Raw genomic sequence first — 26,973 nt, 5'->3', positions numbered from 1 at the left:
CCAGGAGATCACCATGCCGGCGTCCGAAGACCACGCCAGCCGCACCACGCTTCAGGCCCACCCTCCCCACCCCGGACCCGTTCCCGGGCAGGCGGCCGCCAGCCATGCGTTCGACGAGCACGCGCAACCGGATCCTGCCACGACGGTCCACGCCCCCGCGGCCCTGAACATCACGCCCGTCCCGCAACCGAGCCCGGGCCTGCAAACCCTGGGCGAATACCAGGGATCGGGCTTCACCGAACGCCGGTACCTCGTCCGCCGCGGCGACGGGCAGGTCATCCAGATGTCGCGCCTGCTCTACCTCGTCGTGGCAAGCATCGACGGCGTCCGCGACACGGAGACGATCTCCCACCGCGTCAGCGCCCGCTACGGGGCCGAAGTCACCACCGACAACATCCTCCACCTCGTGGAGCACAAGCTCACCCCGCTCGGGATCACCGTCCCGCCAGGAGAACACCCCGGCGACATCACCGCCCCCCGCTCCGATCTGCTGCTCGCCCTGCGCAGCCACACAGTGATCTTCCACGAGAGACAGGTGGCCCGCATCGCCGCCGCCCTCGCCTGGCTGCACCACCCCCCGGTGGTGGCACTGACGCTGGCGGGCGCCTTCGTCATGGACGTCTGGCTCTTCGCCGTCCATGGAGCCATGACAGCCGTCCTGCAGGTACTCGAACAGCCCGTGTGGACGCTGATCATCTTCCTCCTGACCGTAGCCTCCCTCCTCTTCCACGAGTTCGGGCACGCCTCCGCCTGCCGGTACAGCGGGGCGGTGCCCGGGAAGATCGGATGCGGCATCTACCTGATCTGGCCCTCCATGTACACCGACGTCACCGACGTGTACCGGATCGGTAGAGCCGGCCGCCTGCGCACCGGACTGGGCGGCGTCTACTTCAACGTCATCTTCATGCTGGCCCTCACCGCCCTCTACCTCCTCACCGGCCAGCCCTTTCTGCTCGCCGCGGTCTATCTCGCCCACTTCGAAGTCCTCGAACAACTCATGCCCGCCGTACGCCTGGACGGCTACTACATCCTCGGCGACCTCGCCGGCGTCCCCGACCTGTACGGCAAGGTCAAACCGATCCTGCTCAGCCTGCTCCCCGGACACCACCGCGCCGCCGCCGAGGTCGCCGACCTCAAACGCTCCGCACGCACCATCGTCACCCTGTGGGTCCTGACCATGGTTCCGTTGCTGCTCGCCGAAGCCGCCTACGCCCTGTGGAACCTGCCCCGCCTGCTCACCACCGCCGCCCGCGCCCTGCACGACCAAACCCTCGGAACCATAGCCGCGTTCACCAACGGGCACACGGCGGCCGGACTGGTCGCAGTGATCGGCATCCTCATGCTGCTATGCCCCATGGCGGGAGGCACCTACCTCACCGCACGCCTCACCGCACGCCTCTGGCGCGCCACCACCAGAGCGACCCAGGGCAAACCCCTGCTACGCCTGGTACTCGCCGCCACCGCCACCGCAGGCTGCGCCGTCCTCGCCACCGCCTGGACCCAAGGCCTCACGCCCGCGCCCCTCCCCAAAGCAGCCCCCGTCACCCCCGCCCTCCAACCCCCCACGCCCACCCACGCCTCCCACCCCACCCCCCCACACGACACAACACCACACCCACCCACCCAGCCGCCCCCTGCCGCCACCCCCGTTCACCGACACCCCGCAGGACTCCCCCACCCGACCACCAGCGACCAGCACACCCCCACCGGCACACCCCAGGCCACGCCGCCACCGCCCACCCCCGGCCCCACCACACCGCCTGACACCACCCCCACCCACCCCACACCCGACCCGTCCCCCAGCCACTCCAGCGCCCCATCCCCCTCGCAGAGTTCCTCGCCCTCGCAGCCTCCCTCCACCTCGCCCTCACCCCCAGCGACCACGCCGTCGAATCCGACTCAGCCCTGACACCACCTCACCCCATCCCTCACACAGGAGAAGACCGTGCACCACCGCAAACCACGCACCCCCACCAAGACCGCCGTCCGACTCGGCGCAGCCGTCACCGCCGGCCTGGCCGTCACCGCTGTCGCCGGCACGGCACGCGCCACCCCCACCCGCTCCATCCCCCACGTCGCCGTCGCGGTCGACACCGCCCACAGCCACGCCGACAGGATCCACGTGAACCAGAGCGACATCTCCTTCGCCATCCACGAATACGGCCCGACCATCGCCGTCACCGCCAACAACCGCGCCACCGCCGTCTCCACCGGATGCAGCCCCCAGAACCCCTGCCGCTCCGTCGCGCTCTCCTACCAGATCGTCACCACCGCCGGCGCCAACGCACGCCGCATCAACGCCACCAACCTCAGCCGAGCAGTCAACGAGCACTGCCCCGACTGCCAAACCCTCTCGGCTGCCTACCAGTTCGTCGTGGCCACTCCTCGGCTTTTCCACATCAGCCCCCAGGCGCGCGTCGAACTGAACGGCATCAACCGTCAGGTCGACGCCCTCAGGGCGTCCCCTCTGCCGATCGACCAGATCACACGCCGGGCCGATGAGCTCGCCCAACGGATCAAAACCATCCTTGACCACGAAGCGGCACGCGCGCCCCGCACAAGCGGCACCGCCGATCCCCTCGCCGACTTCATGCCGACCGTGACGATGCACCGCCACATCCGCTGACCCCCCTCCTCCACCCCTGACCGGACCGCGATCTCCACCCCCACCACGCGGCCGCCACCCACCTGACCGCCTGACGGACGGGACCGACCCGACCCAGCCCAGCACGGTGTCCATTGACCATGTCCGTCAGGCGGACACAGGAAGCAGGTGGTCCGCTCCTACCGGCGGAGCAGCCCGACAAAGAATGTCCAGTGCGTGTTCCCACCCCGCGATGCGGTCGACGAGAACATCTGTAGCCCGCAGCCCGTCGGCCGTTTCCCGGCCGGCGGGCAGCAGCGGCGGGCGCACCCCAGCCGGTACGGGCGAGCAGCCACCGTGCCCCGTGCGCCTCCACCGTCAGGGCGGCACCGTTCTCGCCGTACGGCACGAGGACGCGCCGGCGCCGGAAACGGCCGAGCCAGGAGAGGAACCCACGCCGGTGGGCGCGCAGTCGGTCGGCGTCGTCCGGTTCGGCCGGCGTTGCCGGGGTGAACGTGCCCGGTTCGGGCGATGGAGGGGAGTCCTCGGCGGGAGCCGTCGCCCGGCCCCAGTACCGTCCGCTCCGCGATGTCCGCCGGCGCCGGCCTGGGCGGCCGCGCCCCGGCCGCCGCCGTCTCCCCCGCCGGTCCCGTCGGCAGGGGCAGCCGTCGGTGAAACCGGAAATACCGTCGCCCGGAGCCGTCCCGGCCCCTAGGGTTCGCCCATGCGAGCGATGAGCGGGGACGACGTGACCGAGGCCGTCGACGGATGCGTGGCGGCGCTGCGGGCGGGGGTGGGGCAGGACTGGGGCGCCGTCGGGGCGGGGGGCCTGGAGTGGAGCTGCCGGAGGACGGCCGAGCACGTCGCCGGTGCGCTGATCGCGTACGCGGGGCAGCTGGCCGGGCGGGCCCAGGACGCGTACGTGCCCTTCGACGTCGTCCTGGAGGAGGACGCCGACGACGCCGGCACGCTGGAGGTCCTCCGGACGGCCGGCGTCCTGCTCGCCACCACCGTCCGCGCCACTCCACCCGGTGTCCGGGCCTTCCACCCGTTCCCGTACGGCAGCGCCGACCGCGAGGGCTTCGCCGCGATGGGCGTCGCCGAGGTGCTGCTGCACACCCATGACATGGCCCGGGGGCTGGGCATCGCCTACGAGCCGCCCGCCGCGCTCGCCGATGCCGTCCTGGGCTGCATCTTCCCGCACGTCCAGCCGGGCGCGGAGCCCTGGCCCACCCTGCTGTGGGCGACCGGCCGCGGTGAACTGCCCGGCCGGGCCCCGGTCACGGAGTGGCGCTGGCGCAACAACCTCGTCATCCCCACCGAACGCCTCACCCTGACCGGCATCCGCCCGCCCGCCGCCCGCGACCTGCGCCTCGGCGGCGACGGCGGCTTCGAGTGGATCGAGGGCGGGCCGTACCAGGGGACTCTGGAGGCCGCCGGCTTTCTGATCAAGGCCTACGAAGCGGGCGTGTACCGGCCCGAGTTCGGGGTGTTCGCGCTCGTACGGCACGAGGACGGCCGCGCCGTCGGCGGCATGGGCTTCCACGGCGCTCCGGACGAGGAGGGCCGGGTGGAGGTCGGGTACGACCTCGTCGAGGGCGCCCGGGGCAACGGCTACGCCACCGAGGCGCTGCGCGCGCTCACCGAGTGGGCGCTGGCCCGCGACGACGTCGGCACGGTGTTCGCGACCATCGAGCGCGACAACGTCCCCTCGCAGCGGGTGGTGTCCCGGGCGGGCTTCACCCCGGCCACCGTGGAGGAGGAGCGGATCGCGCACCAGGAGCACGACCTGGACGCCGGGCTGCTGCTCTACATCCACCGCGCCTGACCGCCTGAGCCTGTCCCTCGCGGCGGCCCCCGCGGCGCGGGCGTCAGATCGGCAGCCCCCGCGCCACCCGCCCCTTCGGGCGGCGCAGGCCGGAGAAGCGCAGCAGCCGCACCACCTCGCGGCTGCTCACCTCCACCGCCCCGGCGGCCACGGCGTCCGCGTACCGGTGCGACGGCAGGTCGTAGTGGTCGCGCTCGAAGGCCCGCCGGGGAACGCCCAGGTCCGCGGCGAACAGGTGCAGTTCGTCGTACGACGCGTCGCTGACCAGGTGCGACCACATGCGGCCGTGGCCGGGCCAGGCCGGTGGGTCGATGTACACCGTCACGGGCGCCTCACGAGGACTGCATCCCGCCCGTGGCGCTACCGAGCGAGCCCACCGCGGCGACCTTCACGCCCGCCTGGTGGCACACCCAGTGCGGGTCGGGGCCCAGCTCCGGTTCGACGTCGAGGGCGTGCGGGTCGCCCGAGGGGCACACCGGGCACAGCGGCCAGCGGCCGTAGCGCTCCAGCAGCGCGTCCTGCACGTCCTGGGCGACCAGCCCGGCGACGAAGCCGGCGCCGTCCGGCCACTGCTCGACCCACCAGCGCCGCTGGACGACGGAGTCCTCGACGAGCGACACCACGTCCGCCTGCGCGACCCGGCCGGCGACCAGGTCCGCCAGCACCAGGGCGCGGGCGGCGTGCAGGGACTGTTCGAGCGGGCTCAGGGACTCCATGGTCCCATTGTGCGCACTCTTGACCGGGACGCCGAGCCGAAAATATCTTTCAGAGGTGACCCAGGACGTGAAGGAAAGTTTCGGCAGTCCGGGCGGCTCGCTCGCCGCCAAGGTGCGCACCCTCGCACCCTCCATGACGCGCTCGATGCAGCGCGTCGCCGAGGCGGTCGCCGGCGACCCGGCCGGCTGCGCCGCCCTCACGGTCACCGGCCTGGCCGAACTCACCGGCACCAGCGAGGCGACGGTCGTCCGCACCGCCCGCCTGCTCGGCTATCCGGGCTACCGCGATCTGCGGCTGGCCCTCGCCGGACTGGCCGCGCAGCAGCAGTCCGGCCGCGCGCCCGCGATCACGACGGACATCGCGGTGGACGATTCTCTCGCCGACGTCGTCACCAAGCTGGCCTACGAGGAGCAGCAGACCCTCGCCGACACGGCCGCCGGTCTGGACACGGCGGCACTGGGCGCGGCCGTCACCGCGCTCGCGGCCGCCCGCCGCACCGACGTGTACGGCCTCGGGGCGTCCGGACTGGTCGCCCAGGACCTCACGCAGAAGCTGCTGCGGATAGGGCTCATAGCCCACGCCCCGGGCGATCCGCACCTGGCGGTGACCAACGCGGTGCAGCTGCGGGCGGGTGACGTGGCGATCGCGATCACGCACTCCGGGTCGACGGGGGACGTGATAGAGCCGCTGCGGGTCGCGTTCGAGCGCGGGGCGACGACCGTCGCGATCACCGGGAGACCCCAGTCACCGGTGACGCAGTACGCGGACCACGTGCTGACGACCTCCACGTCGCGGGAGTCGGAGCTGCGGCCCGCCGCGATGTCGTCCCGGACCAGTCAACTGCTGGTGGTGGACTGCCTGTTCGTGGGGGTCGCGCAGCGGACGTACGAGAGTGCGGCGCCCGCGCTGGCGGCGTCGTACGAGGCGCTGGCGCACCGGCATCGCGCCGGCACCAGGTGAGACGTGAGTGAAAGCCACCGGAAGCGGAGAGAGCCACCCCCCATGACCTCCCACGACCTGCGCACCCAGCTGGAGTCCCTGACCACCGAGGCCTTCCGGCCCGAGCTCGCCGAGATCGACCGGCTGCCCACCCTCGACATCGCCCGGCTGATGAACGGGGAGGACGGCGCCGTCCCCGCTGCGGTCGCCGCCCGGCTGCCGCAGATCGCCGCCGCCGTCGACGCCGTAGCCGAGCGCATGGCGCGGGGCGGGCGGCTCGTCTACGCCGGCGCCGGGACGGCCGGGCGGCTCGGCGTGCTGGACGCCTCCGAGTGCCCGCCCACCTTCAACACCGACCCGGAGCAGGTCGTCGGCCTGATCGCGGGCGGCCCCGAGGCGATGGTCACCTCCGTGGAGGGCGCCGAGGACTCCCCGGAGCTGGCCCGCCGGGACCTGGACGCGCTGAAACTCACCCCGGACGACACCGTCGTCGGCATCTCCGCCTCCGGCCGCACCCCGTACGCCGTCGGCGCCGTCGAGCACGCCCGCGCGCTCGGCGCGCTGACCATCGGGCTGGCCTGCAACGAGCACAGCGCGCTCGCGGCGGCCGCCGAGCACGGGATCGAGGTCGTCGTCGGCCCGGAACTCCTCACCGGCTCCACCCGCCTGAAGGCGGGCACGGCGCAGAAGCTGGTGCTCAACATGCTGTCGACGATCACGATGATCCGGCTCGGCAAGACGTACGGGAACCTGATGGTCGACGTCCGCGCGTCCAACGACAAGCTGCGGGCCCGCTCGCGGCGCATCGTCTCGCTGGCCACGGGGGCGGGCGAGGAGGAGATCGAGCAGGCCCTCACCGAGTCCGGCGGCGAGGTGAAGAACGCCATCCTGGCCATCCTCGCCGGCGTCGACGGCCCGACGGCCGCCCGTCTGCTGCGGCAGTCCGACGGCCACCTGCGGGCGGCGCTGGCCCGGGCGGACGGTTGAGCCGGGACGCTTCCCGCGGCCGGTCACGCCCGGGCCCGCTCGTAAGCTGGCCCTGGGGTGCCCGGCCGAGCCGCCGCCCCCGCCGGGCACCGCCCGGCGCGCAGAAGCCGAAGGACTGGACGGACTGCCATGAACCACGCCCAGCTCACCTCCCTGGGCCGTGCCCTGCGGGTGCTCGGGGAACACGGCGACGCCCTCACCGCCGACACCCCCGACGCCCGCCTGCACGAGATCAAGGCCGATCTGCGGCGGGCGCTGGACCTGCTGGAGGAGAGCGTCAGCAGCAGCGCGCCCACCACGCGCTGCCCGGAGCACCCGCAGGGGCCCGTGGACGAGAGCGCGCCCGACCTGTGCCTGCTCTGCGAGACCCGGCGCCGGGCGGCCCGGCGGGCGGGGTACCGGAGCGGCCGGGCGGAGGCGGCGCCCGTCGCCACCGCCCCCTCCCGCTACGGCGTGCGCGCCGACCGGCCCCAGCCGCAGCAGCGCTGGCTGGCGGAGGCCTGGAACGGGCGTGAGTGGCAGCTGTGCGGTACGCCCCGGCGGGACCGGCACGAGGCCGAGGCCTACCTCGCCGCCCAGCGGCGCGGGTCGCGGCCCGCCATGGCGTACCGGCTCGTGCACGAGTTCACCGACTACGAGGTGCTGCGGGTGTGGGGCACGCCCGTGTACGTCGACATCGAGCCGATGGGCAACCTGTAGGGGCGGGCCTCCGGGCCGGGAGGGGCGGTACCCGGCCCCGCTCACCGGTTCAGCTGAGCGTCTGCAGGGCGGCCGCGTCGTACGGCTTCAGCTCGTCGAAGCGGTCGGAGAGGACCTTCTCCGCCCACTCGGGGTCCTGGAGCAGGGCGCGGCCGACGGCGACCATGTCGAACTCGTCGGCCTCCAGCCGGTCCAGGAGGTTGTCGATGCCCTTGACCGGGGAGCCCTCGCCCTGGAAGGCCTTGATGAAGTCGCCGTCCAGGCCGACCGAGCCGACGGTGATGACGGGCTTGCCGGTGATCTTCTTCGTCCAGCCCGCGAGGTTCAGGTCGGAGCCCTCGAACTCGGGGAGCCAGTAGCGGCGGGTGGAGGCGTGGAAGACGTCGACGCCGGCGGCGGCCAGCGGCGTGAGGATGGCCTCCAGCTCCTCGGGGGTCTCAGCGAGACGGGCGTCGTAGGCCTCCTGCTTCCACTGCGAGAAGCGGAAGATGACCGGGAAGTCCGGGGAGACCGCGGCGCGGACGGCCGCCACGATCTGGGCGGCGAAGGTGGTGCGGGCGACCGGGTCGCCGCCGTAGGCGTCGGTGCGGCGGTTGGTGGCCTCCCACAGGAACTGGTCGAGCAGGTAGCCGTGGGCGCCGTGGATCTCCACGCCGTCGAAGCCGATGCGCTCGGCGTCGGCCGCGGCCTGGGCGAAGGCGCCGATGACGGCGTCGATGTCGGCCTGGGTCATGGGCGTGGCGTCCTCGGTGCCGTCCACGCGCAGCCCGGAGGGGCCGTGGGAGGGGGCGTCCGGGTGGGGGTTCTGGCCCTGCTTGCGGACCGTGCCGATGTGCCACAGCTGCGGCACGATGGTGCCGCCCGCCTGGTGCACCGCCTCGGCGACCTTCGCCCAGCCGGCCAGCTGCTCCTCGCCGTGGAACCGGGGCACGCGGCTGCTGCCGCCGGCCGACTCGTGGCCGACGTAGGTGCCCTCGGTGACGATCAGGCCGACGCCGGCCGCGGCGCGCCGGGCGTAGTAGGACACCACGTCCTCGCCGGGGACGCCGCCCGGGGAGAACATCCGGGTCATCGGCGCCATCACGATGCGGTTGGGGACGGTCAGGCCGTTCAGGGTGATGGGGCGCGAGAGGATCTGGGCCGCGCGGGAGGCGGGGGTCGGCGTCACGGTCACGTGGGGGCTCCTCGGGGACGACTCGGTTGACCAGCTGGTATGTGCGCACGCATTGTTGCAGCTCCTTAAGGAAACTCCCAGGGGCCCGCGGCGCATTCCGCTTCCGGCCGGTGAGCGCTGTGACGTCGGACACGCCCGAGGGCGGCACCCCCTGCCACAGACAGGGAGTGCCGCCCTCGGAAAGGACAGGCCGATCCGCGCGGGATCAGAAGTCCATGTCACCGCCCGGCATGCCGCCGCCGGCCGGCGCGGCGGCCTTCTCCGGCTTGTCGGCGATGACGGCCTCGGTGGTGAGGAACAGCGCGGCGATGGAGGCGGCGTTCTGCAGCGCGGAACGGGTCACCTTCGCCGGGTCGATGATGCCCTCGGCGATCATGTCGACGTACTCGCCGGTCGCGGCGTTCAGGCCGTGGCCGACGGTCAGGTTGCGGACCTTCTCCACGACGACGCCGCCCTCGAGACCACCGTTGACGGCGATCTGCTTGAGCGGGGCCTCCAGGGCGAGCTTCACGGCGTTGGCGCCGGTCGCCTCGTCACCCTCGAGCTCCAGCTTCTCGAACACCTGGGAGGCCTGCAGCAGGGCCACGCCACCACCGGCGACGATGCCCTCCTCGACGGCCGCCTTGGCGTTGCGCACGGCGTCCTCGATGCGGTGCTTGCGCTCCTTGAGCTCCACCTCGGTGGCGGCGCCGGCCTTGATGACCGCGACACCGCCGGCGAGCTTCGCCAGGCGCTCCTGCAGCTTCTCGCGGTCGTAGTCCGAGTCGCTGTTCTCGATCTCGGCGCGGATCTGGTTGACGCGGCCGTTGACCTGGTCGGAGGAGCCGGAGCCGTCGACGATGGTCGTCTCGTCCTTGGTGATGACGACCTTGCGGGCGCGGCCCAGGAGGTCCAGGGTCGCGTTCTCCAGCTTGAGGCCGACCTCCTCGGAGATGACCTCGCCGCCCGTGAGGATGGCGATGTCGCCGAGCATGGCCTTGCGGCGGTCGCCGAAGCCCGGGGCCTTGACGGCGACGGACTTGAAGGTGCCGCGGATCTTGTTGACGACCAGGGTCGACAGGGCCTCGCCCTCGACGTCCTCGGCGATGATCAGCAGCGGCTTGCCCGACTGCATGACCTTCTCCAGGAGCGGGAGCAGGTCCTTGACCGAGGAGATCTTGGAGTTGGCGATGAGGATGTACGGGTCCTCGAGCACCGCCTCCATGCGCTCCATGTCGGTCGCGAAGTAGGCGGAGATGTAGCCCTTGTCGAAGCGCATGCCCTCGGTGAGCTCGAGCTCAAGGCCGAAGGTGTTGCTCTCCTCGACGGTGATGACGCCTTCCTTGCCGACCTTGTCCATGGCCTCGGCGATCAGCTCGCCGATCTGGGTGTCGGCGGCGGAGATGGACGCGGTGGAGGCGATCTGCTCCTTGGTCTCGACGTCCTTCGCCTGCTCCAGCAGGGCGGCGGAGACGGCCTCGACGGCCTTCTCGATACCGCGCTTCAGGGCCATCGGGTTGGCACCGGCGGCCACGTTGCGCAGGCCCTCGCGGACCAGCGCCTGGGCGAGCACGGTCGCGGTGGTCGTACCGTCGCCGGCGACGTCGTCCGTCTTCTTGGCGACTTCCTTGACCAGCTCGGCGCCGATCTTCTCGTACGGGTCCTCGAGCTCGATCTCCTTGGCGATGGAGACACCATCGTTGGTGATCGTGGGGGCGCCCCACTTCTTCTCGAGGACGACGTTGCGGCCCTTGGGGCCGAGCGTCACCTTGACGGCGTCCGCGAGCTGGTTCATGCCGCGCTCGAGGCCGCGCCGCGCCTCCTCGTCGAACGCGATGATCTTGGCCATGTGAAGTGGTCCCTCCAGGACTGGGGGTGATTCCTTCGGACCGCGCCCGCGCCCGCGACGGACGGCTCGCAGGCCCTGTGGTTCCTTGCACCACCCGGCCCGCGGGCCTCACCGACCCGGTCCTTCGCTGTCACTCTCACCTTCAGAGTGCTAACGCAATGATTAGCACTCGGCATGCCCGAGTGCAAGGCGCACCCGCGAAGCGGGTTCGTTGAGGGGTGGTGGTCGGGCGACGGGCGGGCGCAAGCGCCTTGGGGGGTCGGGGCGGCAGTCGGCCCGGGGCGAACAGGGGCACGCCGGGCACGCCGAAGGGCCCGCACCCTGTGCGAGGTGCGGGCCCTTCGGGCAAGAAACGTTCAGGCGCTGAGGCGAACCATGTCGGCCTGCGGGCCCTTCTGGCCCTGCGAGATCTCGAACTCCACCCGCTGGCCCTCTTCCAGGGTGCGGTAGCCGTCCATCTGAATGGCGCTGTAATGGACGAAGACGTCCGCACCACCGTCGACCGCGATGAAGCCGTACCCCTTCTCCGCGTTGAACCACTTGACGGTGCCCTGAGCCATGCCTAACTCCCCTATTACTGGCCCTTGCACAGATCCGCACTTCGCGGACCCGGGTCAGACCTCACCCCCCATTGGCCGGGGGCGTGCGCCGGAACGCGTCGACCGCCGCTGAATGTATCTGTCCAACTGCCGTCTGCAACAGGTCAATCGGACGAGAATTCTGGACGCGAACGGTCCGGAATGTGGGGAGAATTCACCCGACTTCAGGGCAAGTCGGGCTCCATAAATGGCGCAAACGACACATAAGACCCGCGCATTTTGGCTACTTCCTGCGGGCGCTCGAGCGCGAATCCAGGGAGTGCGCCCTGCGGGCGCGGAACGCGTTCCCCAACTGTACCGCGCTCAATCACACAGAATGGCCTCCTCCGTTTCTCGCACGGAGGAGGCCATTCGGTGAACAATCCGTTACCGGGATTACCGAAGGTAATGATCGGTCATTCTGTCAGCCGCCGGCGACGGCCGGAATGATGGAGACACCGGCACCGTCCGGCGTGGCGGTCTCGAGCCCCTGCTCGAAGCGGACGTCGTCGTCGTTGACGTAGACGTTCACGAACCGGCGCAGCTTGCCCTGGTCGTCCAGCACGCGGGCGGCGATTCCCGTGTGGTTCTTCTCCAGGTCCTCGATGACCTCGGCGAGGGTCGCCCCCTCGGCGGAGACCTCGGCCTGGCCACCGGTGTAGGTGCGCAGGATGGTGGGGATGCGAACGGTCACGCTCATGATGCGAGGCCAGCCTCTCGGAAGGAGTCCAGGTTCGGGCGGATGGTCGCGGTGAGGCCGGTGCCGGCCACCGCGTCGAGGGTCTTCAGGCCGTCGCCGGTGTTGAGGACGACCGTGCTCTTCGCGGGGTCCAGGACGCCGTCCTTGAGCAGCTTGCGGGTGACGCCGACGGTCACGCCGCCGGCCGTCTCGGCGAAGATGCCCTCGGTGCGGGCCAGCAGCTTGATCGCGTCGACGACCTCCGCGTCCGTCACGTCCTCCACGGCACCGCCGGTGCGGCGCGCGATGTCCAGGACGTACGGCCCGTCGGCGGGGTTGCCGATGGCGAGCGACTTGGCGATGGTGTCCGGCTTCTGCGGCCGGACGACGTCGTGGCCGGCCTTGAAGGCCGTCGACACCGGGGAGCAGCCCTCGGCCTGGGCGCCGAAGATCTTGTACGGCCGGTCCTCGACCAGGCCGAGCCTGATCAGTTCCTGCAGGCCCTTGTCGATCTTCGTGAGCTGGGAGCCGGAGGCGATCGGGACCACGATCTGGTCGGGCAGCCGCCAGCCGAGCTGCTCGCAGATCTCGTACGCCAGCGTCTTGGAGCCCTCGGCGTAGTACGGCCGCAGGTTGACGTTGACGAAGCCCCAGCCCTCGCCGGCCGGGTCGCCGATCAGCTCGGAGCAGAACCGGTTCACGTCGTCGTAGTTGCCCTCGATGCCGACGAGTTCGCCGCCGTAGACCGCGGCCATGACGACCTTGCCCTGCTCCAGGTCGTGCGGGATGAACACGCAGGAGCGCAGGCCGGCGCGGGCGGCGGCGGCGCCCACGGCGCCGGCCAGGTTGCCGGTGGAGGAGCAGGACAGGGTGGTGAAGCCGAAGGCGCGGGCGGCCTCGAGGGCCTGGGCGACGACGCGGTCCTTGAAGGAGTGCGTCGGATTGCCGGAGTCGTCCTTCACGTACAGGCCGCCGGTGACGCCCAGCTCACGGGCCAGGTTGTCGGCCTTGACGAGCTTGGTCCAGCCCGGGTTGAGGTTCGGCTTGTCGGCCACGTCGGCGGGGACGGGCAGCAGGGGCGCGTAGCGCCAGATGTTCGCGGGGCCCGCCTCGATGCGCCGGCGCAGCTCCTCCGTGTCGTAGGCGGAGAAGTCGTAGGCGATCTCCAGCGGGCCGAAACACTCCTCGCAGGCGAAGACCGGTCCGAGGGGTACCCGGTGGCCGCACTCGCGACAGCTCAGGGCGGCGGCGGGGCCGAGGTCGACGGTGGGATTCCCGGTGCTTTCAACTGTCTGCGCAGCCATGTGAGGCGAGGCCCTTTCTCCTCATCTTCCTCACGGCGCACTTCGCCGTGAGACGGATTTGGCACCTTCCCTAGCCGGGAGCCTCGCCACGTCCACGTGACAGGAACCGACTGGAGGGTTGCCGGGGCTTCATCGGGCCGTGTCCCTCTGCCCCTCTGGATGAGCGGTATTCGGTTGTGAACGCGCGCCGACCCCGACATGCGATGGTCACCGGCGTTGTTCAAGACTGTAACCGAAGGCCAGGACAGTTGAGATAGTCGTCCGAACCGCGAGATGGATCACACAGTCGCACGCATGTGATCACGAACAGTGAGGAGCCGCAGACCGTGCTGGAAGAAGTCGAGCGCTGGCTGGCCACCCGCTCCTGGTCCGTGGCCGATCGTCCGCTGCACCGGGTCCTCGCTGCCAAGCAGCGCACGGGCCAGTCCGTGTCCGTCGTCCTGCCCGCGCTCAACGAGGAGGAGACGGTCGGCGAGATCGTCGGCGTCGTCCGTCACGACCTCATGCACCAGGCCCAGCTCGTCGACGAGATCGTCGTCGTCGACTCCGGGTCCACCGACCGCACCTCCCAGGTCGCCGCGTCCGCGGGGGCGCGCGTCGTCCACCGCGACGAGATCCTCCCGCGCGTCCCGGCCGTCCCCGGCAAGGGCGAGGTGCTGTGGCGCTCGCTGCTGGTCACCGGAGGGGACATCGTCTGCTTCGTCGACGCCGACCTGCGGGAGTTCTCCTCCGACTTCGTCCTCGGCATCGTCGGGCCGCTGCTGACCGACCCGGACGTCGACCTGGTCAAGGCGATGTACGACCGTCCGCTCGCCGGTGCGACCGGGCAGGGCGGCCGGGTCACCGAGCTGATGGCCCGCCCGCTGCTCAACATGCACTGGCCCCAGCTGGCCGGCTTCGTGCAGCCGCTGGGCGGCGAGTACGCCGCGCGCCGCACCCTGCTGGAGCAGCTGCCGTTCCCGGTGGGCTACGGCGTGGAGCTGGGCATGCTGGTGGACGCGCTGCACCTGGTGGGCCTGGACGCGCTGGCCCAGGTCGACGTCGGGGTCCGCAAGCACCGGCATCAGGACGGCCAGGCCCTCGGCCGCATGGCGGCGGCCATCTACCGCACGGCCCAGCTGCGCCTGGCCCGCGGCCACCTGATCCGCCCGTCCCTCACCCAGTTCGAACGCGGCGCGGAGGGCTTCGAACCGCACACGTACTCGGTGGACACGGAGGAGCGCCCCCCGATGGCGGAGATCGCGGAGTACGCGGCGCGGCGGGTGGCCTGAGCGATCCGGCCGGTGCGCGAGAAAGGCTGTATACCGTCCCCTCGCAGGGCGGACCGTACGTTTGAGCGTTTCCGGGCCGGGCTAGGTTGAGGCTTATGGCTTCCACGCACGGTGCTGAGGTGCTGGTCGCGTCCAATCGCGGCCCGGTTTCGTATGAGTTGCGCCCTGACGGCGCGCTGCACGCCAGACGGGGCGGTGGCGGGCTGGTGTCGGGGCTGTCGGCCATCGGGCCGGACGCCAACGCGGTGTGGGTGTGCGCCGCGCTCGGCGACGGCGACCGGGAGGCGGTGCGGCGGGCCGGCGGCGGGCTGCTGCCGGCCGAGGACACCGGCGGGCAGCACGTGCGCATGCTCGGCATCGATCCGGACGTGCACCACGACGCCTACAACGGCATCGCCAACTCGGTGCTCTGGTTCGTCCACCACATGCTGTACCAGACCCCGCTGGAGCCGGTCTTCGACGCCGGTTTCCGGCGGCAGTGGGCGGCGTACCAGGCGTACAACCACGCCTTCGCCGAGGCGCTGGCCGAGGAGGCGGCCGAGGGCGCCTCGGTGCTCATCCAGGACTACCACCTGGCCCTCGCGCCCCGGATGCTCCGGCAGCTCCGCCCCGACCTGCGCATCGGCCACTTCTCGCACACCCCCTGGGCCCCGCCGGACTACTTCCGGATGCTGCCCGACGACATCGCGGCCGAGCTGCTCACCGGCATTCTCGGCGCCGACCGGGCGGCCTTCCTGACCCGGCGGTGGGCGGACGCGTTCACCGACTGCTGCCACGCCGTGCTCGGCCCCGGCATCCCGTCCGGGACCCGGATCGGGGTGCACGGGCTGGGGGCGGACGCGGACTTCCTGCGCGAGCGCTCGCACCGGGACGACGTGGACGAGCGGATGGCCGCGCTGCGGGCGGAGATCGGCGAGGGCCGCAAGGCGGTCGTCCGGGTGGACCGCACCGAGCTGTCCAAGAACATCGTGCGCGGCCTGCTGGCGTACCGGCAGCTGCTGGAGGACCACCCCGAGTGGCGCGAGCGGGTGGTGCACCTCGCCTTCGCCTACCCCTCGCGGCAGGACCTCGAGGTCTACCGTGAGTACACCGCCGAGGTGCAGCGCGCCGCGGAGGAGATCAACTCCACGTACGGCACGCCGGACTGGACTCCGGTGGTGCTGCACGTGAAGGACGACTTCGCGCGGTCCCTGGCCGCCTACCGGCTCGCCGACGTGGCCCTGGTCAATCCCATCCGGGACGGCATGAACCTGGTCGCCAAGGAGGTGCCGGTCGTCTCCGACGAGGGCTGCGTGCTGGTGCTGTCGCGGGAGGCGGGGGCGTACGAGGAGCTGGGCGAGGACGCGATCGTGGTGAACCCGTACGACATCGGGGGCACGGCCAGGGCGCTGCACGAGGGGCTGAGCATGGCGCCGGGCGAGCGGGCCGAGCGGACGAAGCGGCTGGCCGCGGCGGCCACGGCGCTGCCGCCGGCGCGGTGGTTCCTGGATCAGCTTCAGGCGCTGCAGGAGTGAGACCGGCCGGCGGAGCTGCGCCGGGTCAGCCGATCCTGGCCGCCAGTGCGCGCAGCAGGGCCACGACGCCCGCGGGGCCGTCGACGACCAGGTCGGCGCGCTCGGCGAGTTCCGTGACCTCGGTGCTGCCGCTGCAGACCAGCAGGCCCGGCACGCCGTCCGCGCGAAGTTTCTCGACGGCCGCGAAGGCCGGGAGGTCGCCGAGGTCGTCACCGGCGTAGAGGACGGACCCGGCGGCGGTGCGGCGGACGTGGTCGAGGAGGGCGACGCCCTTGTCCATGCCGGGCGGGCGCAGTTCCAGGACCAGCCGGCCGGGCTCGACGATCAGGCCATGGCGGGCGGCGAGGTCGGCGAGGGGGCCGCGCAGGGCCTCGAAGGTGGCCTGCGGGTCCCGCGCGCGGCGCGTGTGGACGGCGACCGCCCGCCCCTTCTCCTCGATCCAGGTGCCCTCCGAGGCGCCGGCGCGCGTCAGCACCGCGGGCAGCTCCGCGCGCACGGCGGCGACGCCGGGGTGCGGGGCGGGGGCGGTGACCTCGCCGGTCGCCGCGCTCCAGCGTTCGGCGCCGTAGTGGCCGAGGACGGTGAGGTGCTCCAGGCCGGGCACGGAGGCGAAGCCGCCGTGGTGCACCGCGACCTCGGCGGGTCTGCCGGTGATCACGGCGACGGAGGCGACCTTGGGGGCGAGGACGGCGAGGGCCGGCACGGCGTCGGGGTGGGCGCGGGCCTGTTCGGGATCCTCGACGATGGGCGCGAGGGTGCCGTCGAAGTCGAGGCCGACGACCGCCGTGCGCGGCTTGTCGAGCACCGCGCGCAGCCCGTCGCGACCGGCCTGGGTCACCGGGGTCGGCAGAAGGTCCATACGGCGACAGTATCCGCCGCAGCCGGGTGCCACGCCTGCCGGACGACGACCCGCGGCCGAACCGGCCACCCCGCCGCCGGACGGAGCGGACGGACGGCTGTCCGGGGCCGCAGGGCGGGCGGCTGCCCCCGCTCGGCCTCGCCCGGGAGCCGGGCGGCCTCACCGTGGCGCTCGCCGACCGACGCGGCGGGCTGCCCGCCCGGGGCCACGCCCCGGGAGCCACCGGCTGCCCGGCACTGTCCGGCGGCCCACCCCGGCGACCTTCCCCCGAAACCACCACCCGCCGTCGACGTGCCTGCCCGGCACGGGTACCGACGGCCGGTCCCTCGATCCGCCGCGGGGCCACGCGGCCCGTGAGCACCTGTACGGCTCTGACCCGAGCCGGACGCCCAACGGCCCGCCCTGCGAGCCGCACCGACCGGCGACGCACCTGCACCTGTGCGACAAGGGCCGCCGAACCCGGCACCCGCCCCCGGCCACGCGCCCCGGCGGCATGCCGCCCGGCAACCGGACTCAGCGCTCCTCGCGCCGGGCCTCCCGTATGCGGCGCAGGCGGTTCACCGTCACCGGGTCCAGGGCGAGGGCGCGCTCGTCGTCCAGGAGGGCGTTGAGGAGCTGGTAGTAGCGGACCGGGGCCAGGCCCAGTTCCTCGCGTATCGCGCGTTCCTTCGCGCCGGGGCCGGGGAAGCCGCGGCGCTCCAGGGCGAGGATGGCCTGTTCGCGGGCGCCCAGTTGCTCCATGGGCGCCACCGTAGCGCCGGGCACCGACAACCGGTTCAGCCGCTGTTCGCGCTGTCGGCCGCCGACGCCGCCGACTGCAGGCGGGTCAGCACGCCGGCGGGGCTGCCGGTGGGGGCGACGGCCTGGCCGATGTCCTTCTTCACGGCCGCGCTGACGGCCGCCCAGGAGGTCTTGCCTACGGGGTACTGCTGCGAGGTGGGCAGCTGGTCGAGGAAGGGGCGCAGTTCCTTGTCGCGGGCCGCGCCGGACTCGGCCATGGTGTTGGACGCGGAGTCGGTGACCGGCAGCAGGCCGTACTCGCGGGAGAAGGCGAGGACGTTCTTCTCCTGGTAGGCGTAGTCGAGGAAGTCGCCTATCTGCTCGGCGTGCCCGTTCTGCCGGAAGCCCATCATCCAGTCGGTGACGCCCATCGAGGCCCGGGCCCTGCCGGTGCGGCCCGGCAGCGGGACCATGCCGAACTTCACGCCCTTGCGGGCGGCCTGCTGCATCAGCGTGGGATGCCCGTTCAGCATGCCGACCTGGCCGTCGGCGAACGCGGCGAAGGCGTCCGCGCGGTTGAGCCGCCCGGGGGCGACGGGGCCGGTCAGGCCCTTGCCGACCAGCTCGTCCTTGAGCCAGGTGAACGTCTTCACGTTCTGCGGGGAGTCGATGGTGTAGGTGCCCACGTCGTCGGTGTAGCCGTTGCCGCCGCTCAGCAGCCACTGCAGGGTCTCGGCCTGGGCCTCCTCGGGGCCGAGCGGGAGGGCGTAGGGGTACTTCACGCCCTTGGCCTTGAGCGCCCCGGCGTCGGCCGCCAGCTCGCTCCAGTTGGTGGGCGGGGTGATGCCGGCCTCGCCGAAGAGGGTCTTGTTGTAGAAGAGGACCCGGGTGGAGGCGGCGAACGGGATGCCGTACTGCACGTGCTGCCACTGGCCGGCGTCGGCGAGCGAGGAGAGGAAGTCGGCCTGGGTGCGGATGGAGAGCAGGTCGGAGGCCGGGTAGAGCTTGCCCGCGGCGGCGTAGTCGGCGTAGGCGCCGATCTGGGCCAGGTCGGGGGCGTGCCCGGCGGCGACCATCTCCTTGACCTTGCGGTCGACGTCGTTCCAGGAGTAGACGTCGACGTGGACCTTGACGCCCGGGTGGCGGGACTCGTAGCCCTCGGCCAGGTCGTCCCAGTACTTCTTCGAGCTGCTGGCCGCCGAGTCGCCGTAGTCCGCCGCCACCAGTTCGAGGGTGACGTCGGACGATCCCGTGCTGCCGCAGCCGCCGAGGACCGCCGTCATGCCCAGCGCGGACACCGCCGCGATCGTTCCTGCCCCACGACGACTGCGCCGACCCACTGTCAAAGCCCCAACCCTGCTGTCTGACCGTTCAATATATGGACACATAAGGTCTACACCACGTGAGTGGACTAGACCTCTCCCGGGTCCGCGGGTCACACTAGGCAGCGTGGTCAGACATGTCATCGCCCTGGACGTCGGCGGTACCGGGATGAAGGCCGCCCTCGTCGGCGACGGCGGAGGGCTGCTGCACCGGGCGCGCCGCGCCACCGGCCGCGAGCGCGGATCCGACGCGGTGGTCGCGGACATCCTCGACTTCGCCGCCGAACTGCGCGCGTACGGCCTGGAGCGCTACGGCGAGCCGGCCGCGGCGGCGGGCCTCGCGGTCCCCGGCATCGTCGACGAGCGGCACGGCGTCGCCGTCTACGCCGCCAACCTCGGCTGGCGGGACGTCCCCCTGCGCGCCCTGCTCGCCGAGCGGCTCGGCGTGCCGGTCGCGCTCGGCCACGACGTGCGCACCGGCGGGCTCGCCGAGGGCCGCATCGGGGCCGGCCGGGGCGCGGACCGGTTCCTGTTCGTCCCGCTGGGCACCGGCATCGCCGGCGCGATCGGCGTGGACGGCCGGGTGGAGGCGGGCGCGCACGGCTTCGCGGGCGAGATCGGCCACATCGTCGTACGGCCCCAGGGCACCCCGTGCCCCTGCGGGCAGCGCGGCTGCCTGGAGCGGTACGCCTCCGCGTCCGCCGTCAGCGAGGCGTGGGCGGCGGCCTGCGGCGACCCGGAGGCGGACGCGGCCGACTGCGCGAAGGCGGTCGCGTCCGGGGATCCGAACGCCGTCCGGGTGTGGCAGGGGGCGGTGGACGCGCTCGCCGACGGACTGGTCACCGCGCTCACCCTGCTGGACCCGCGCACGCTGATCATCGGGGGCGGTCTGGCCGAGGCGGGGGACGTGCTGTTCGGGCCGCTGCGCGACGCCGTCCGGCGGCGGGTGACCTTCCAGAAACTGCCGTCCATCGTCCCCGCCGCCCTCGGCGACAGCGCCGGCTGCCTGGGCGCGGGGCTGCTCGCGCGGGACCTGTTGACGACCGGCCCCACCCCTACGACTCCGGAGGTAACCGCCTGATGGCTCCCAGCTTGGTTCTCGCAGGTGCCCGGGTGGTGCTGCCCACCGGTGTGGTGGACGACGGGCGCGTGGCCGTCGAGGGTACGAAGATCGCGGCCGCTTCCGGGGACGCCCCGGCCGTGGACGTGACGGGCCACTGGCTGGTCCCCGGCTTCGTCGACCTCCACAACCACGGCGGCGGCGGAGCCTCCTTCTCCGGCACGGCGGACGAGGTGCTGACGGCCGTCCGCACGCACCGCCGGCACGGCACGACCACCCTGGTCGCCTCCACCGTCACCGACGAGATGGACCTGCTGGTGCGGCAGGCCGGGCTGCTGGGCGAGCTGGCCGAGCAGGGGGAGATCGCCGGCATCCACTTCGAGGGGCCGTTCATCTCGCCGTGCCGCAAGGGCGCGCACTCCGAGGAGCTGCTGCGCGACCCGGACCCGGCGGAGGTGCGCAAGCTGATCGACGCGGCGCGCGGCCACGCGCGGATGATGACCCTGGCCACCGAGCTGCCGGACGGCATCGACTCCGTGCGGCTGCTCGCGGAGCACGGCGTGATCGCGGCGGTCGGGCACACGGACGCGACGTACGAGCAGACGCTGGCCGCCGTCGACGCGGGCGCCACGGTCGCCACGCACCTCTTCAACGCCATGCCCGCCCTGAACCACCGCTCCCCCGGCCCGATCGCGGCCCTGCTGGAGGACGAGCGGGTCACCGTCGAGCTGATCAACGACGGCACCCATCTCCACCCGGCGGCCCTGCAGCTGGCGTTCCACCACGCGGGCGCCGCCCGGGTCGCGTTCATCACCGACGCGATGGACGCGGCCGGCATCGGCGACGGCCGCTACATGCTCGGCCCGCTGGAGGTGGAGGTCAGCGAGGGCGTGGCCCGGCTGGTGCACGGAGGCTCGATCGCGGGCTCCACCCTCACCCTGGACCGCGCGTTCAAGCGGGCGGTGACCGTCGACGGGCTGTCCGTGACGGACGCGGTGGCGGCCCTGTCGGCCAACCCGGCCCGCCTCCTCGGCCTCTCCGACCGCATCGGCTCCCTGGAACCCGGCAAGGACGCCGACCTGGTGCTGCTGGACGCGGACTTCGACCTCAAGGGCGTCATGCGGCGCGGGGAATGGGTGGTCGCGCCCCAACTGCCCTGATCCGTTCCCCTCTTCGCGGGACGGCGGCCGGTCCTCGCACTGGGCCGGCCGCCGTCTCTTTGGCATGATCGAAGCCCCGGAAACCGATGGCGCACGGACATCGAGGGAGGTCGGCCCGGGTGATCCTCACGGTCACACTGAACACCGCTCTCGACATCACCTACCGCGTACGGTCGCTTCGGCCGCACGCCTCCCACCGCGTCTCGGACGTCACCGAGCGGCCGGGCGGCAAGGGCGTGAACGTGGCCCGGGTGCTGGCCGCCCTGGGGCACGAGGTGACGGTCACGGGCTTCGCGGGCGGCGGCACCGGCCGGGCGGTCCGCGACCGGCTGGCGGGTACCCCCGGTGTGACGGACGCGCTGGTCCCGGTGGCCGGGGCGACGCGCCGCACGATCGCCGTCGTCGACGACCTGTCGGGCGACACCACCCAGCTGAACGAGCCGGGCCCGCAGATCGCGCCGCCCGAGTGGAACGCCTTCCTGGACCGCTACGAGCAGTTGCTCCCCGCCGCCTCGGCGGTGGCGCTCTGCGGCAGTCTGCCGCCCGGCGTGCCCGTCGGCGCCTACGCGGGCCTGGTCCGCACCGCCCGCGCGCACGGCGTCCCGGTCCTGCTGGACACCAGCGGCGAACCGCTGCGCCGCGGGGTGGCCGCGCGCCCCGACATCATCAAGCCGAACGCCGGGGAACTGGCCGAACTCACCGGCTCGCACGAGCCCCTGCGCGCCACCCGCGACGCCCGCCGCCGCGGCGCCCACGCGGTCGTCGCCTCACTGGGCGCCCAGGGCCTGCTCGCGGTGACCCCGGAGGGCCACTGGCGCGCCACCCCGCCCGCCCTCCTCCACGGCAACCCGACCGGCGCCGGCGACTCGGCGGTGGCGGCCCTGCTGGCGGGCCTGGTCGAACACCGCCCGTGGCCCGACCGCCTGACCCACGCGGTCGCCCTGTCGGCGGCGACGGTACGGGCCCCGGCGGCGGGCGAGTTCGACCGGGCGACGTACGAGGAGCTGCTGGGCCGAGTGGCGGTGGCCGGGGTGGTCGGCGTGGCCTGACGCCCCCTTTCAGCGGAGACGCTCATCTGTTCGATACGATCACCGCTGACCACGGATCCACCTGACCAGGGATCCGTCCACACGAGGGGATTTCATATGAGCGTGCTCAGGAAGAGCCTGACCACGGCGGCTGTGGCCGGCGTGCTGCTGGGCGGCGCCTTCGCCACACCGGCTTCGGCGGCCGACGCCAACACCTGCCCGCAAGGGAAGGTCTGCGGTTGGTCCGGCAAGAACAGGACGGGAACCAGGACCGTCCTCTCCGTGACGCCCGGCTGCTACCCGTTCACGACGGCGCGGTCCGTCTCGAACCAGACGTCCTACCGCGTCGTGCTCTGGCACATCACGCCCGGCACCGGCTGCGCCGTCGGCACGCGGCTGCTCACTCTGAAGCCGCACTCCTACTCGGACAACCCCGGCTCCACCGTTACGGGGATCGAGGTCTACGCGCAGTAGTACCGCGGCCTCATGACGGTCCGCCGGCGCCGATCGGCGGACCGTTCGGCCGTCTGGTCTCTACTGCACCCAGAGCTGGTCGATTAGGGCATCGCACTGGTTCCCCTGACCGCAGGAGAGCGTGAACGTGTTCGTGCCCTTGACCAACGTCACGGGGGCCCAGGTGGACTGCCAGCCCTTCTCCAGGTCGCCCTTGGGCGAGCCGATGAAGTTCTTCATGCCCAGCGGCTGCTGGTTGGGCTTGCCGTTGACCGTCAGCGTCGCGTTGGCGTCCACGCCGGGGATGTCATAGCGCACATACAGGCGGTGCGAGCCGGCCGCCGGGATGTTCTTGACGGTCCAGGTCACGGAGGCGCCGACGCTGTTGAAACCACTCACATACTGTCCGCCGTCCGCCTTCGCCCCCTTGACGTCCGAGGCGACGGTGGCGCCGCCGGCCAGTTGGAGGTCCTTGGCGTCCGTCTTCGGCAGCTCCCCCGCCGCCGCGGAGTTGCTGCTCGACGGGCTCGGCTTGCTGCTCTGGGACTGGGTCGGGGCGGTGCCCGCCTGGTCGGAGTTCTTGCCGTTGTCCGAGTTGCCGTTGAGCATCGCCACGCCGATGCCGATGACCACCGCGGCCACCACCGCGACCGCGCCGATCAGCAGGCCCTTGGTGTTGGGGCCGCGGCGGGCGGGGGCGGGCGGCCCGGGGCGGCTGCCGGCGGGGGTGCCGCCGGGGAGGGTCTCGGGGGCCTGGTAGTAGGCGTTCGGCTGGCCGTAGGCGCCCTGCTGGGGCGGGGCGGGGGGCTGCTGCTGGCCGTACTGGCGCTCGCCGACCGTGCGCACTCTGCTGACCGCGTTCGGATAGCCGTAGCCACCGGACGGCGGCTGGGCCCCTCTGGCCTGGCCGTCGGCGTACAGGTAGCCGAACGGGTCGTCGTCCTCGGGCGTGCTCGCGCCGTTGTCGCCGGGCGTCATCCCTGGGTACTCCTCAGCAGGTGCGGGCGGATCGGTCACTGGTGTGGAATGGCGAGCCTACCCGCTCCCGCCGGGCCAAACAGGTGACTCGGATCGCACCAGCGCACTGACCTGCGCTCATCCCGCACGACGGTGTTGTTTGGGACGAGATCGTTTCTCTACGTACATCCGCTCGTCGGCTGACTTCAACACTTCGTCCGCCGTCATGCCGCAGTGTGCCCAGCCGATGCCGAAACTGGCGCCCACCCGGACGGCCCGCCCCTCGGCGCGGATGGGCTGGATGATCTCGTTGCGCAGGCGTACGGCGAGGTCCTGGGCGTCGGCCTTCCCCAGGCCGTCGGCCAGGATCACGAACTCGTCGCCGCCGAGGCGGGCCACGGTGTCGCCGTCGCGGACCCCGCGCGACAGCCGCCGGGCGACCTCGATCAGGACCGCGTCGCCCGCGTTGTGGCCGAACCGGTCGTTGATCGACTTGAAGCCGTCGAGGTCGCAGAAGAGCACCGCGAGGCCCTTGGTGCCGTCGTCGCGGCCGTCCTCGGGGGCGACCGTGTGCACGTGGTGGTCGAAGCCGTCGTACGACTCCGCGCCCGCCGCGAAGTCGAAGCCGTGGCCGGGGCCGTCGAAGGCGGGGTGGCCGTAGGCCGCGTCCAGGGACTCCAGGGCGCCGGGGTGGGCCGGGCGCCGGCACAGCCGGGCCGCGAGGCGCGAGCGCAGCTCGGCGGAGTTGGGCAGGCCGGTGAGGGAGTCGTGGGAGGCGCGGTGGGCGAGCTGGAGCTCGCGGCGCTTGCGCTCCTCGATGTCCTCGACGTGGGTGAGCAGGAAGCGGGGGCCGTCGGCGGCGTCGGCGACGACGCTGTTGCGCAGGGACACCCAGACGTAGGAGCCGTCGCGGCGGCCGAGGCGGAGTTCGGCGCGGCCGCCCTCGGCGGAGGTGCGCAGCAGGGTGCCGATGTCCTCGGGGTGGACGAGGTCGGAGAAGGAGTAGCGGCGCATCGCGGAGGCGGGGCGGCCGAGCAGCCGGCACAGGGCGTCGTTGGTGCGCAGGATGCGCCCGTGCTGGTCGCCGCCCATCTCGGCGATGGCCATGCCGGAGGGGGCGTACTCGAAGGCCTGCCGGAACGACTCCTCGCTGGCGCGCAGGGCCTGCTGGTCGCGCTCGAGGCGGACCAGGGCGCGCTGCATGTTGGCCCGCAGGCGCGCGTTGCTGATCGCGATGGCGGCCTGGAAGGCGTACATCTGCAGGGCCTCGCGGCCCCAGGCGCCGGGGCGGCGGCCGTTGCGCGGGCGGTCGACGGATATGACGCCGAGCAGTTCCCCGGAGGAGCCGCCCTGCACGCCGGGCGTGTACATCGGGGCGAAGAGCCGGTCGGAGGGGTGCCACTCGTCCTCGAAGCGGGGGGCGGGGCCGTCGGTGTACCACTGGGGGACGTCGTCCTCGTCGAGCACCCAGCCCTCGGTGTGCGGTATGAACACCAGGTCGCCCCACTGCTCGCCCATGGCCAGCCGACGGTCCCAGGAGTCGCGGGAGCCGACGCGGCCGGTGATCAGCGACTCGGCGGCGGAGTTGCCGGCGAAGGCGGCGACGACGAGGTCGCCGTCGGGGCGGACGAGGTTGACGGCCGCCATCTCGTACCCGAGGGCCTGCACGGCGCCGTCGGCGACGGTCTGCAGCGTGTCGGCCAGGCTGCGGGCCGTGTTCATGTCGGCCATGACCTGGTGCAGCTGCCGCAGGGACGCAAGGCGGACATACGGCTCCGACTCCGTCTCCATGCTCGCCCTCCCCCCGAGACATCTCAGCGAATCAAGGGTTGTCTTCGGCGCCCCTTCACAGCGGTGCTTCTTGTCGTCCTCTTACAGCCTCTCCGCCACTGAATCACAGCGCGCTGCCCACTCGGTACACAGGGTCAACAATTCCTGCCCCTTGTGACTCAAGTCACAGGGGAACGTGAACAATTGAGTGGAGTTTCTGCGTTTTCCCTGTGCGTTTACTGAACGTAAGTTTTGTCGGCAGGTTCACATGATGCACGAAGCGCCCGCCCCGCGTGGTCCTGTGGACCTAGGACCCGGCTCGGACCGGCGCCCGATGCGGCCCGCTCGGGGCGGAGACTAGCGTGACCGGTGTGCTGAAGACTCCCCCACCCACCGCCACCGCCGCTTCCGGGCATGCTGAGGGGGTGAGCGACGACGAGTTCCGGGCCGCGATGTCCCGGCTGGCCGCGGGCGTGGTCCTGGTGACCGCGCAGGAGCCGCCGCTGGACCCGGACGACCCGACCGCGCCGGCCGTCGAGGACGTCGGCATGACCGCCACCGCCTTCATGTCCGTCTCGCTGGACCCGCCGCTGGTACTCGTCAGCCTCCGCGAGGGCTCCCGCATGGACGACCTGCTCGCCGAGCAGCCCCGGTGGGGCGTCTCCGTCCTCTCCGAGAGCCAGCGCCACATCGCCGGCCGCTTCGCCATGAAGGGCCGCATCAGCGACCGCCTGCTCTTCCAGGACCTGCCGTACATACGCGGGGAGGTCACCGGCGCGCCCCTGCTGGGCGGCGCGCTGGCCACCCTGGAGTGCCGCACGGAGCAGCGGGTGCCGGCCGGGGACCACACCCTCGTCGTCGGCCGCGTGCTGACCGCGCGGGTGCCGAGCGCGGAGGGCGGGCCGCTGCTGTACTTCCGGGGGCGCTACCGGCACCTCGGCTGAACCGGACGGCTCCGCTCAGCCCCAGTTGCGGCCGGAGCGGCCGCGCTTGGTGTCCGAGCGCTGCTTCTTCTCCCGCAGCCGGCGTTCGTTGATGCCGCGGGGAATGCGGGTGGCCCTGCGCGGCTTGGGCGGGGGCGCGGTCGCCTCGGCGAGGAGCGCGGCCAGGCGGACTGCGGCGGCCTCGCGGTTGCGCCACTGGGAGCGGTGCTCGGAGGCCCGTACGACGACGGTGCCGTCGACCAGCCGCCCGGCCAGCCGCAGCAGCGCCCGCTCCTTCCACACGGGAGGCAGCGCCTGGGTGCCGGCCAGGTCGAAGCGCAGTTCCACCTGGGAGTCGGTGGTGTTGACGTGCTGTCCCCCGGGCCCGGACGACCTCGAGAAACGCCACATCAGCTCGGCCTCGGGGAGCGAGACGGAGCCACGGATGAGGTAGGGACCGGACATGCCTCCCATGTTCCCGGCCCCGCCCGGTCCACGTCACGCGGATTTCGCCGGCACGCCCAGACCGGTCACGCCCCCTCAGGCACACCCACACGGGTAAAAAAGGTAAAGGGATCCGGAACCACCGGGACACCCCTCGACGTTCTCCCGGGTGACG

26 protein-coding genes and 1 riboswitch are annotated in these 26,973 nt (G+C 72.4%); of the genes, 13 read left to right on the top strand and 13 right to left on the bottom strand.

All coding sequences use genetic code 11. The features are described from left to right. Positions 1-13: 13 nt before the first annotated feature. From AQJ66_RS08270 to AQJ66_RS08260, 3 genes are all read left to right on the top strand, one after another. Positions 14-1,909: a hypothetical protein gene (locus AQJ66_RS08270; RefSeq protein ID WP_063804026.1), complete on the top strand. Its 1,896-nt coding sequence runs from the start codon at positions 14-16 to the stop codon at positions 1,907-1,909. Positions 1,910-1,945: 36 nt separating this feature from the next. Further along, a complete protein-coding gene (locus AQJ66_RS08265) occupies positions 1,946-2,626 on the top strand; it encodes a hypothetical protein (RefSeq protein ID WP_061918646.1) in 681 nt (226 codons plus the stop codon). A 691-nt stretch (positions 2,627-3,317) separates the two neighbouring features. Continuing rightward, complete coding sequence (locus AQJ66_RS08260; RefSeq protein ID WP_061918645.1) at positions 3,318-4,412, top strand: GNAT family N-acetyltransferase; 1,095 nt, start codon at positions 3,318-3,320, stop codon at positions 4,410-4,412. A gap of 43 nt (positions 4,413-4,455) precedes the next feature. On the opposite strand, the gene AQJ66_RS08255 is transcribed toward AQJ66_RS08260, so the two are convergent. Beyond that, entirely contained in the window at positions 4,456-4,737 is a 282-nt protein-coding gene (locus tag AQJ66_RS08255; RefSeq protein WP_061918643.1) for a DUF4031 domain-containing protein, read from the bottom strand. Between the two features lie 7 nt (positions 4,738-4,744). Beyond that, positions 4,745-5,128 carry a hypothetical protein gene (locus tag AQJ66_RS08250; protein WP_061918641.1) on the bottom strand — a complete coding sequence of 128 codons (384 nt, stop codon included), beginning with the start codon at positions 5,126-5,128 and terminating at the stop codon, positions 4,745-4,747. A 55-nt stretch (positions 5,129-5,183) separates the two neighbouring features. Here AQJ66_RS08250 and AQJ66_RS08245 point away from each other — a divergent pair, with 55 nt between their 5' ends. The 3 genes from AQJ66_RS08245 to AQJ66_RS08235 all read left to right on the top strand — a co-directional run bounded on the left by AQJ66_RS08245 (position 5,184) and on the right by AQJ66_RS08235 (position 7,754). Next, positions 5,184-6,089, top strand: a complete 906-nt coding sequence (locus tag AQJ66_RS08245) for a MurR/RpiR family transcriptional regulator (RefSeq protein WP_061918639.1) — start codon at positions 5,184-5,186, stop codon at positions 6,087-6,089. 42 nt (positions 6,090-6,131) lie between these two features. Continuing rightward, positions 6,132-7,055, top strand: a complete 924-nt coding sequence (gene murQ / locus AQJ66_RS08240) for an N-acetylmuramic acid 6-phosphate etherase (RefSeq protein ID WP_061918637.1) — start codon at positions 6,132-6,134, stop codon at positions 7,053-7,055. A gap of 129 nt (positions 7,056-7,184) precedes the next feature. After that, complete coding sequence (locus tag AQJ66_RS08235) at positions 7,185-7,754, top strand: hypothetical protein (protein WP_061918635.1); 570 nt, start codon at positions 7,185-7,187, stop codon at positions 7,752-7,754. Between the two features lie 49 nt (positions 7,755-7,803). Here AQJ66_RS08235 and AQJ66_RS08230 read toward each other — a convergent pair whose 3' ends face one another. From AQJ66_RS08230 to thrC, 5 genes are all read right to left on the bottom strand, one after another. Next, positions 7,804-8,928, bottom strand: a complete 1,125-nt coding sequence (locus tag AQJ66_RS08230; RefSeq protein WP_061918633.1) for an NADH:flavin oxidoreductase — start codon at positions 8,926-8,928, stop codon at positions 7,804-7,806. Between the two features lie 205 nt (positions 8,929-9,133). After that, positions 9,134-10,756: a chaperonin GroEL gene (groL, locus tag AQJ66_RS08225; RefSeq protein WP_061918631.1), complete on the bottom strand. Its 1,623-nt coding sequence runs from the start codon at positions 10,754-10,756 to the stop codon at positions 9,134-9,136. Between the two features lie 356 nt (positions 10,757-11,112). Then, positions 11,113-11,316, bottom strand: a complete 204-nt coding sequence (locus AQJ66_RS08220) for a cold-shock protein (protein WP_004929928.1) — start codon at positions 11,314-11,316, stop codon at positions 11,113-11,115. Between the two features lie 442 nt (positions 11,317-11,758). Next, positions 11,759-12,034 (bottom strand): MoaD/ThiS family protein, encoded by a 276-nt coding sequence (locus tag AQJ66_RS08215; RefSeq protein WP_061918629.1) that lies wholly within the window; start codon positions 12,032-12,034, stop codon positions 11,759-11,761. Then, positions 12,031-13,317 carry a threonine synthase gene (gene thrC, locus AQJ66_RS08210; protein ID WP_061918627.1) on the bottom strand — a complete coding sequence of 429 codons (1,287 nt, stop codon included), beginning with the start codon at positions 13,315-13,317 and terminating at the stop codon, positions 12,031-12,033. Before thrC ends, AQJ66_RS08215 begins: the two co-directional genes overlap by 4 nt. A gap of 18 nt (positions 13,318-13,335) precedes the next feature. After that, positions 13,336-13,483: riboswitch (SAM riboswitch) on the bottom strand. A 160-nt stretch (positions 13,484-13,643) separates the two neighbouring features. Here thrC and AQJ66_RS08205 point away from each other — a divergent pair. Together AQJ66_RS08205 and AQJ66_RS08200 are read left to right on the top strand one after the other, a co-directional pair. Continuing rightward, complete coding sequence (locus AQJ66_RS08205) at positions 13,644-14,588, top strand: glucosyl-3-phosphoglycerate synthase (protein ID WP_061919351.1); 945 nt, start codon at positions 13,644-13,646, stop codon at positions 14,586-14,588. Positions 14,589-14,683: 95 nt separating this feature from the next. Further along, a complete protein-coding gene (locus AQJ66_RS08200; protein ID WP_061918625.1) occupies positions 14,684-16,102 on the top strand; it encodes an alpha,alpha-trehalose-phosphate synthase (UDP-forming) in 1,419 nt (472 codons plus the stop codon). Positions 16,103-16,127: 25 nt separating this feature from the next. Here the strand turns inward: AQJ66_RS08200 and otsB are convergent, their stop codons facing one another. The 3 genes from otsB to AQJ66_RS08185 all read right to left on the bottom strand — a co-directional run bounded on the left by otsB (position 16,128) and on the right by AQJ66_RS08185 (position 18,964). Further along, on the bottom strand, positions 16,128-16,961 hold the full coding sequence (gene otsB, locus AQJ66_RS08195; protein WP_061918624.1) for a trehalose-phosphatase: 834 nt from the start codon (positions 16,959-16,961) through the stop codon (positions 16,128-16,130). A gap of 513 nt (positions 16,962-17,474) precedes the next feature. Next, complete coding sequence (locus AQJ66_RS08190) at positions 17,475-17,702, bottom strand: DUF3263 domain-containing protein (RefSeq protein ID WP_061918622.1); 228 nt, start codon at positions 17,700-17,702, stop codon at positions 17,475-17,477. A gap of 35 nt (positions 17,703-17,737) precedes the next feature. After that, positions 17,738-18,964: an extracellular solute-binding protein gene (locus AQJ66_RS08185; protein ID WP_061919349.1), complete on the bottom strand. Its 1,227-nt coding sequence runs from the start codon at positions 18,962-18,964 to the stop codon at positions 17,738-17,740. 208 nt (positions 18,965-19,172) lie between these two features. Here AQJ66_RS08185 and AQJ66_RS08180 point away from each other — a divergent pair, with 208 nt between their 5' ends. From AQJ66_RS08180 to AQJ66_RS08165, 4 genes are all read left to right on the top strand, one after another. Further along, on the top strand, positions 19,173-20,084 hold the full coding sequence (locus AQJ66_RS08180) for an ROK family protein (RefSeq protein WP_244162789.1): 912 nt from the start codon (positions 19,173-19,175) through the stop codon (positions 20,082-20,084). Then, positions 20,084-21,223: an N-acetylglucosamine-6-phosphate deacetylase gene (nagA, locus tag AQJ66_RS08175; protein WP_061918618.1), complete on the top strand. Its 1,140-nt coding sequence runs from the start codon at positions 20,084-20,086 to the stop codon at positions 21,221-21,223. The genes AQJ66_RS08180 and nagA overlap by 1 nt, the downstream gene beginning before the upstream one ends. Before the next feature lie 119 nt (positions 21,224-21,342). Further along, a complete protein-coding gene (locus tag AQJ66_RS08170) occupies positions 21,343-22,272 on the top strand; it encodes a 1-phosphofructokinase family hexose kinase (RefSeq protein ID WP_061918616.1) in 930 nt (309 codons plus the stop codon). A gap of 96 nt (positions 22,273-22,368) precedes the next feature. Then, positions 22,369-22,725, top strand: coding sequence for a peptidase inhibitor family I36 protein (locus AQJ66_RS08165; protein WP_061918614.1), 357 nt, complete (start codon positions 22,369-22,371; stop codon positions 22,723-22,725). 60 nt (positions 22,726-22,785) lie between these two features. Here the strand turns inward: AQJ66_RS08165 and AQJ66_RS08160 are convergent, their stop codons facing one another. Both AQJ66_RS08160 and cdgB read right to left on the bottom strand, forming a co-directional pair. Beyond that, complete coding sequence (locus tag AQJ66_RS08160; RefSeq protein WP_061918612.1) at positions 22,786-23,682, bottom strand: carbohydrate-binding protein; 897 nt, start codon at positions 23,680-23,682, stop codon at positions 22,786-22,788. Positions 23,683-23,799: 117 nt separating this feature from the next. Then, on the bottom strand, positions 23,800-25,452 hold the full coding sequence (cdgB, locus tag AQJ66_RS08155; protein WP_061918610.1) for a diguanylate cyclase CdgB: 1,653 nt from the start codon (positions 25,450-25,452) through the stop codon (positions 23,800-23,802). A 431-nt stretch (positions 25,453-25,883) separates the two neighbouring features. Between cdgB and AQJ66_RS08150 the strand changes: the two genes are divergently transcribed. Beyond that, the gene (locus AQJ66_RS08150; protein ID WP_107118907.1) at positions 25,884-26,375 is read left to right on the top strand and encodes a flavin reductase family protein; all 492 of its coding nucleotides are present in this window, start codon (positions 25,884-25,886) and stop codon (positions 26,373-26,375) included. A gap of 15 nt (positions 26,376-26,390) precedes the next feature. Here the strand turns inward: AQJ66_RS08150 and arfB are convergent, their stop codons facing one another. Then, the gene (gene arfB / locus AQJ66_RS08145) at positions 26,391-26,828 is read right to left on the bottom strand and encodes an alternative ribosome rescue aminoacyl-tRNA hydrolase ArfB (RefSeq protein WP_079060131.1); all 438 of its coding nucleotides are present in this window, start codon (positions 26,826-26,828) and stop codon (positions 26,391-26,393) included. Positions 26,829-26,973: the final 145 nt, after the last annotated feature.

Source organism: Streptomyces bungoensis (assembly GCF_001514215.1).
Taxonomy (GTDB): domain Bacteria; phylum Actinomycetota; class Actinomycetes; order Streptomycetales; family Streptomycetaceae; genus Streptomyces; species Streptomyces bungoensis.
This window is presented reverse-complemented; position numbering and strand designations above follow the sequence as displayed.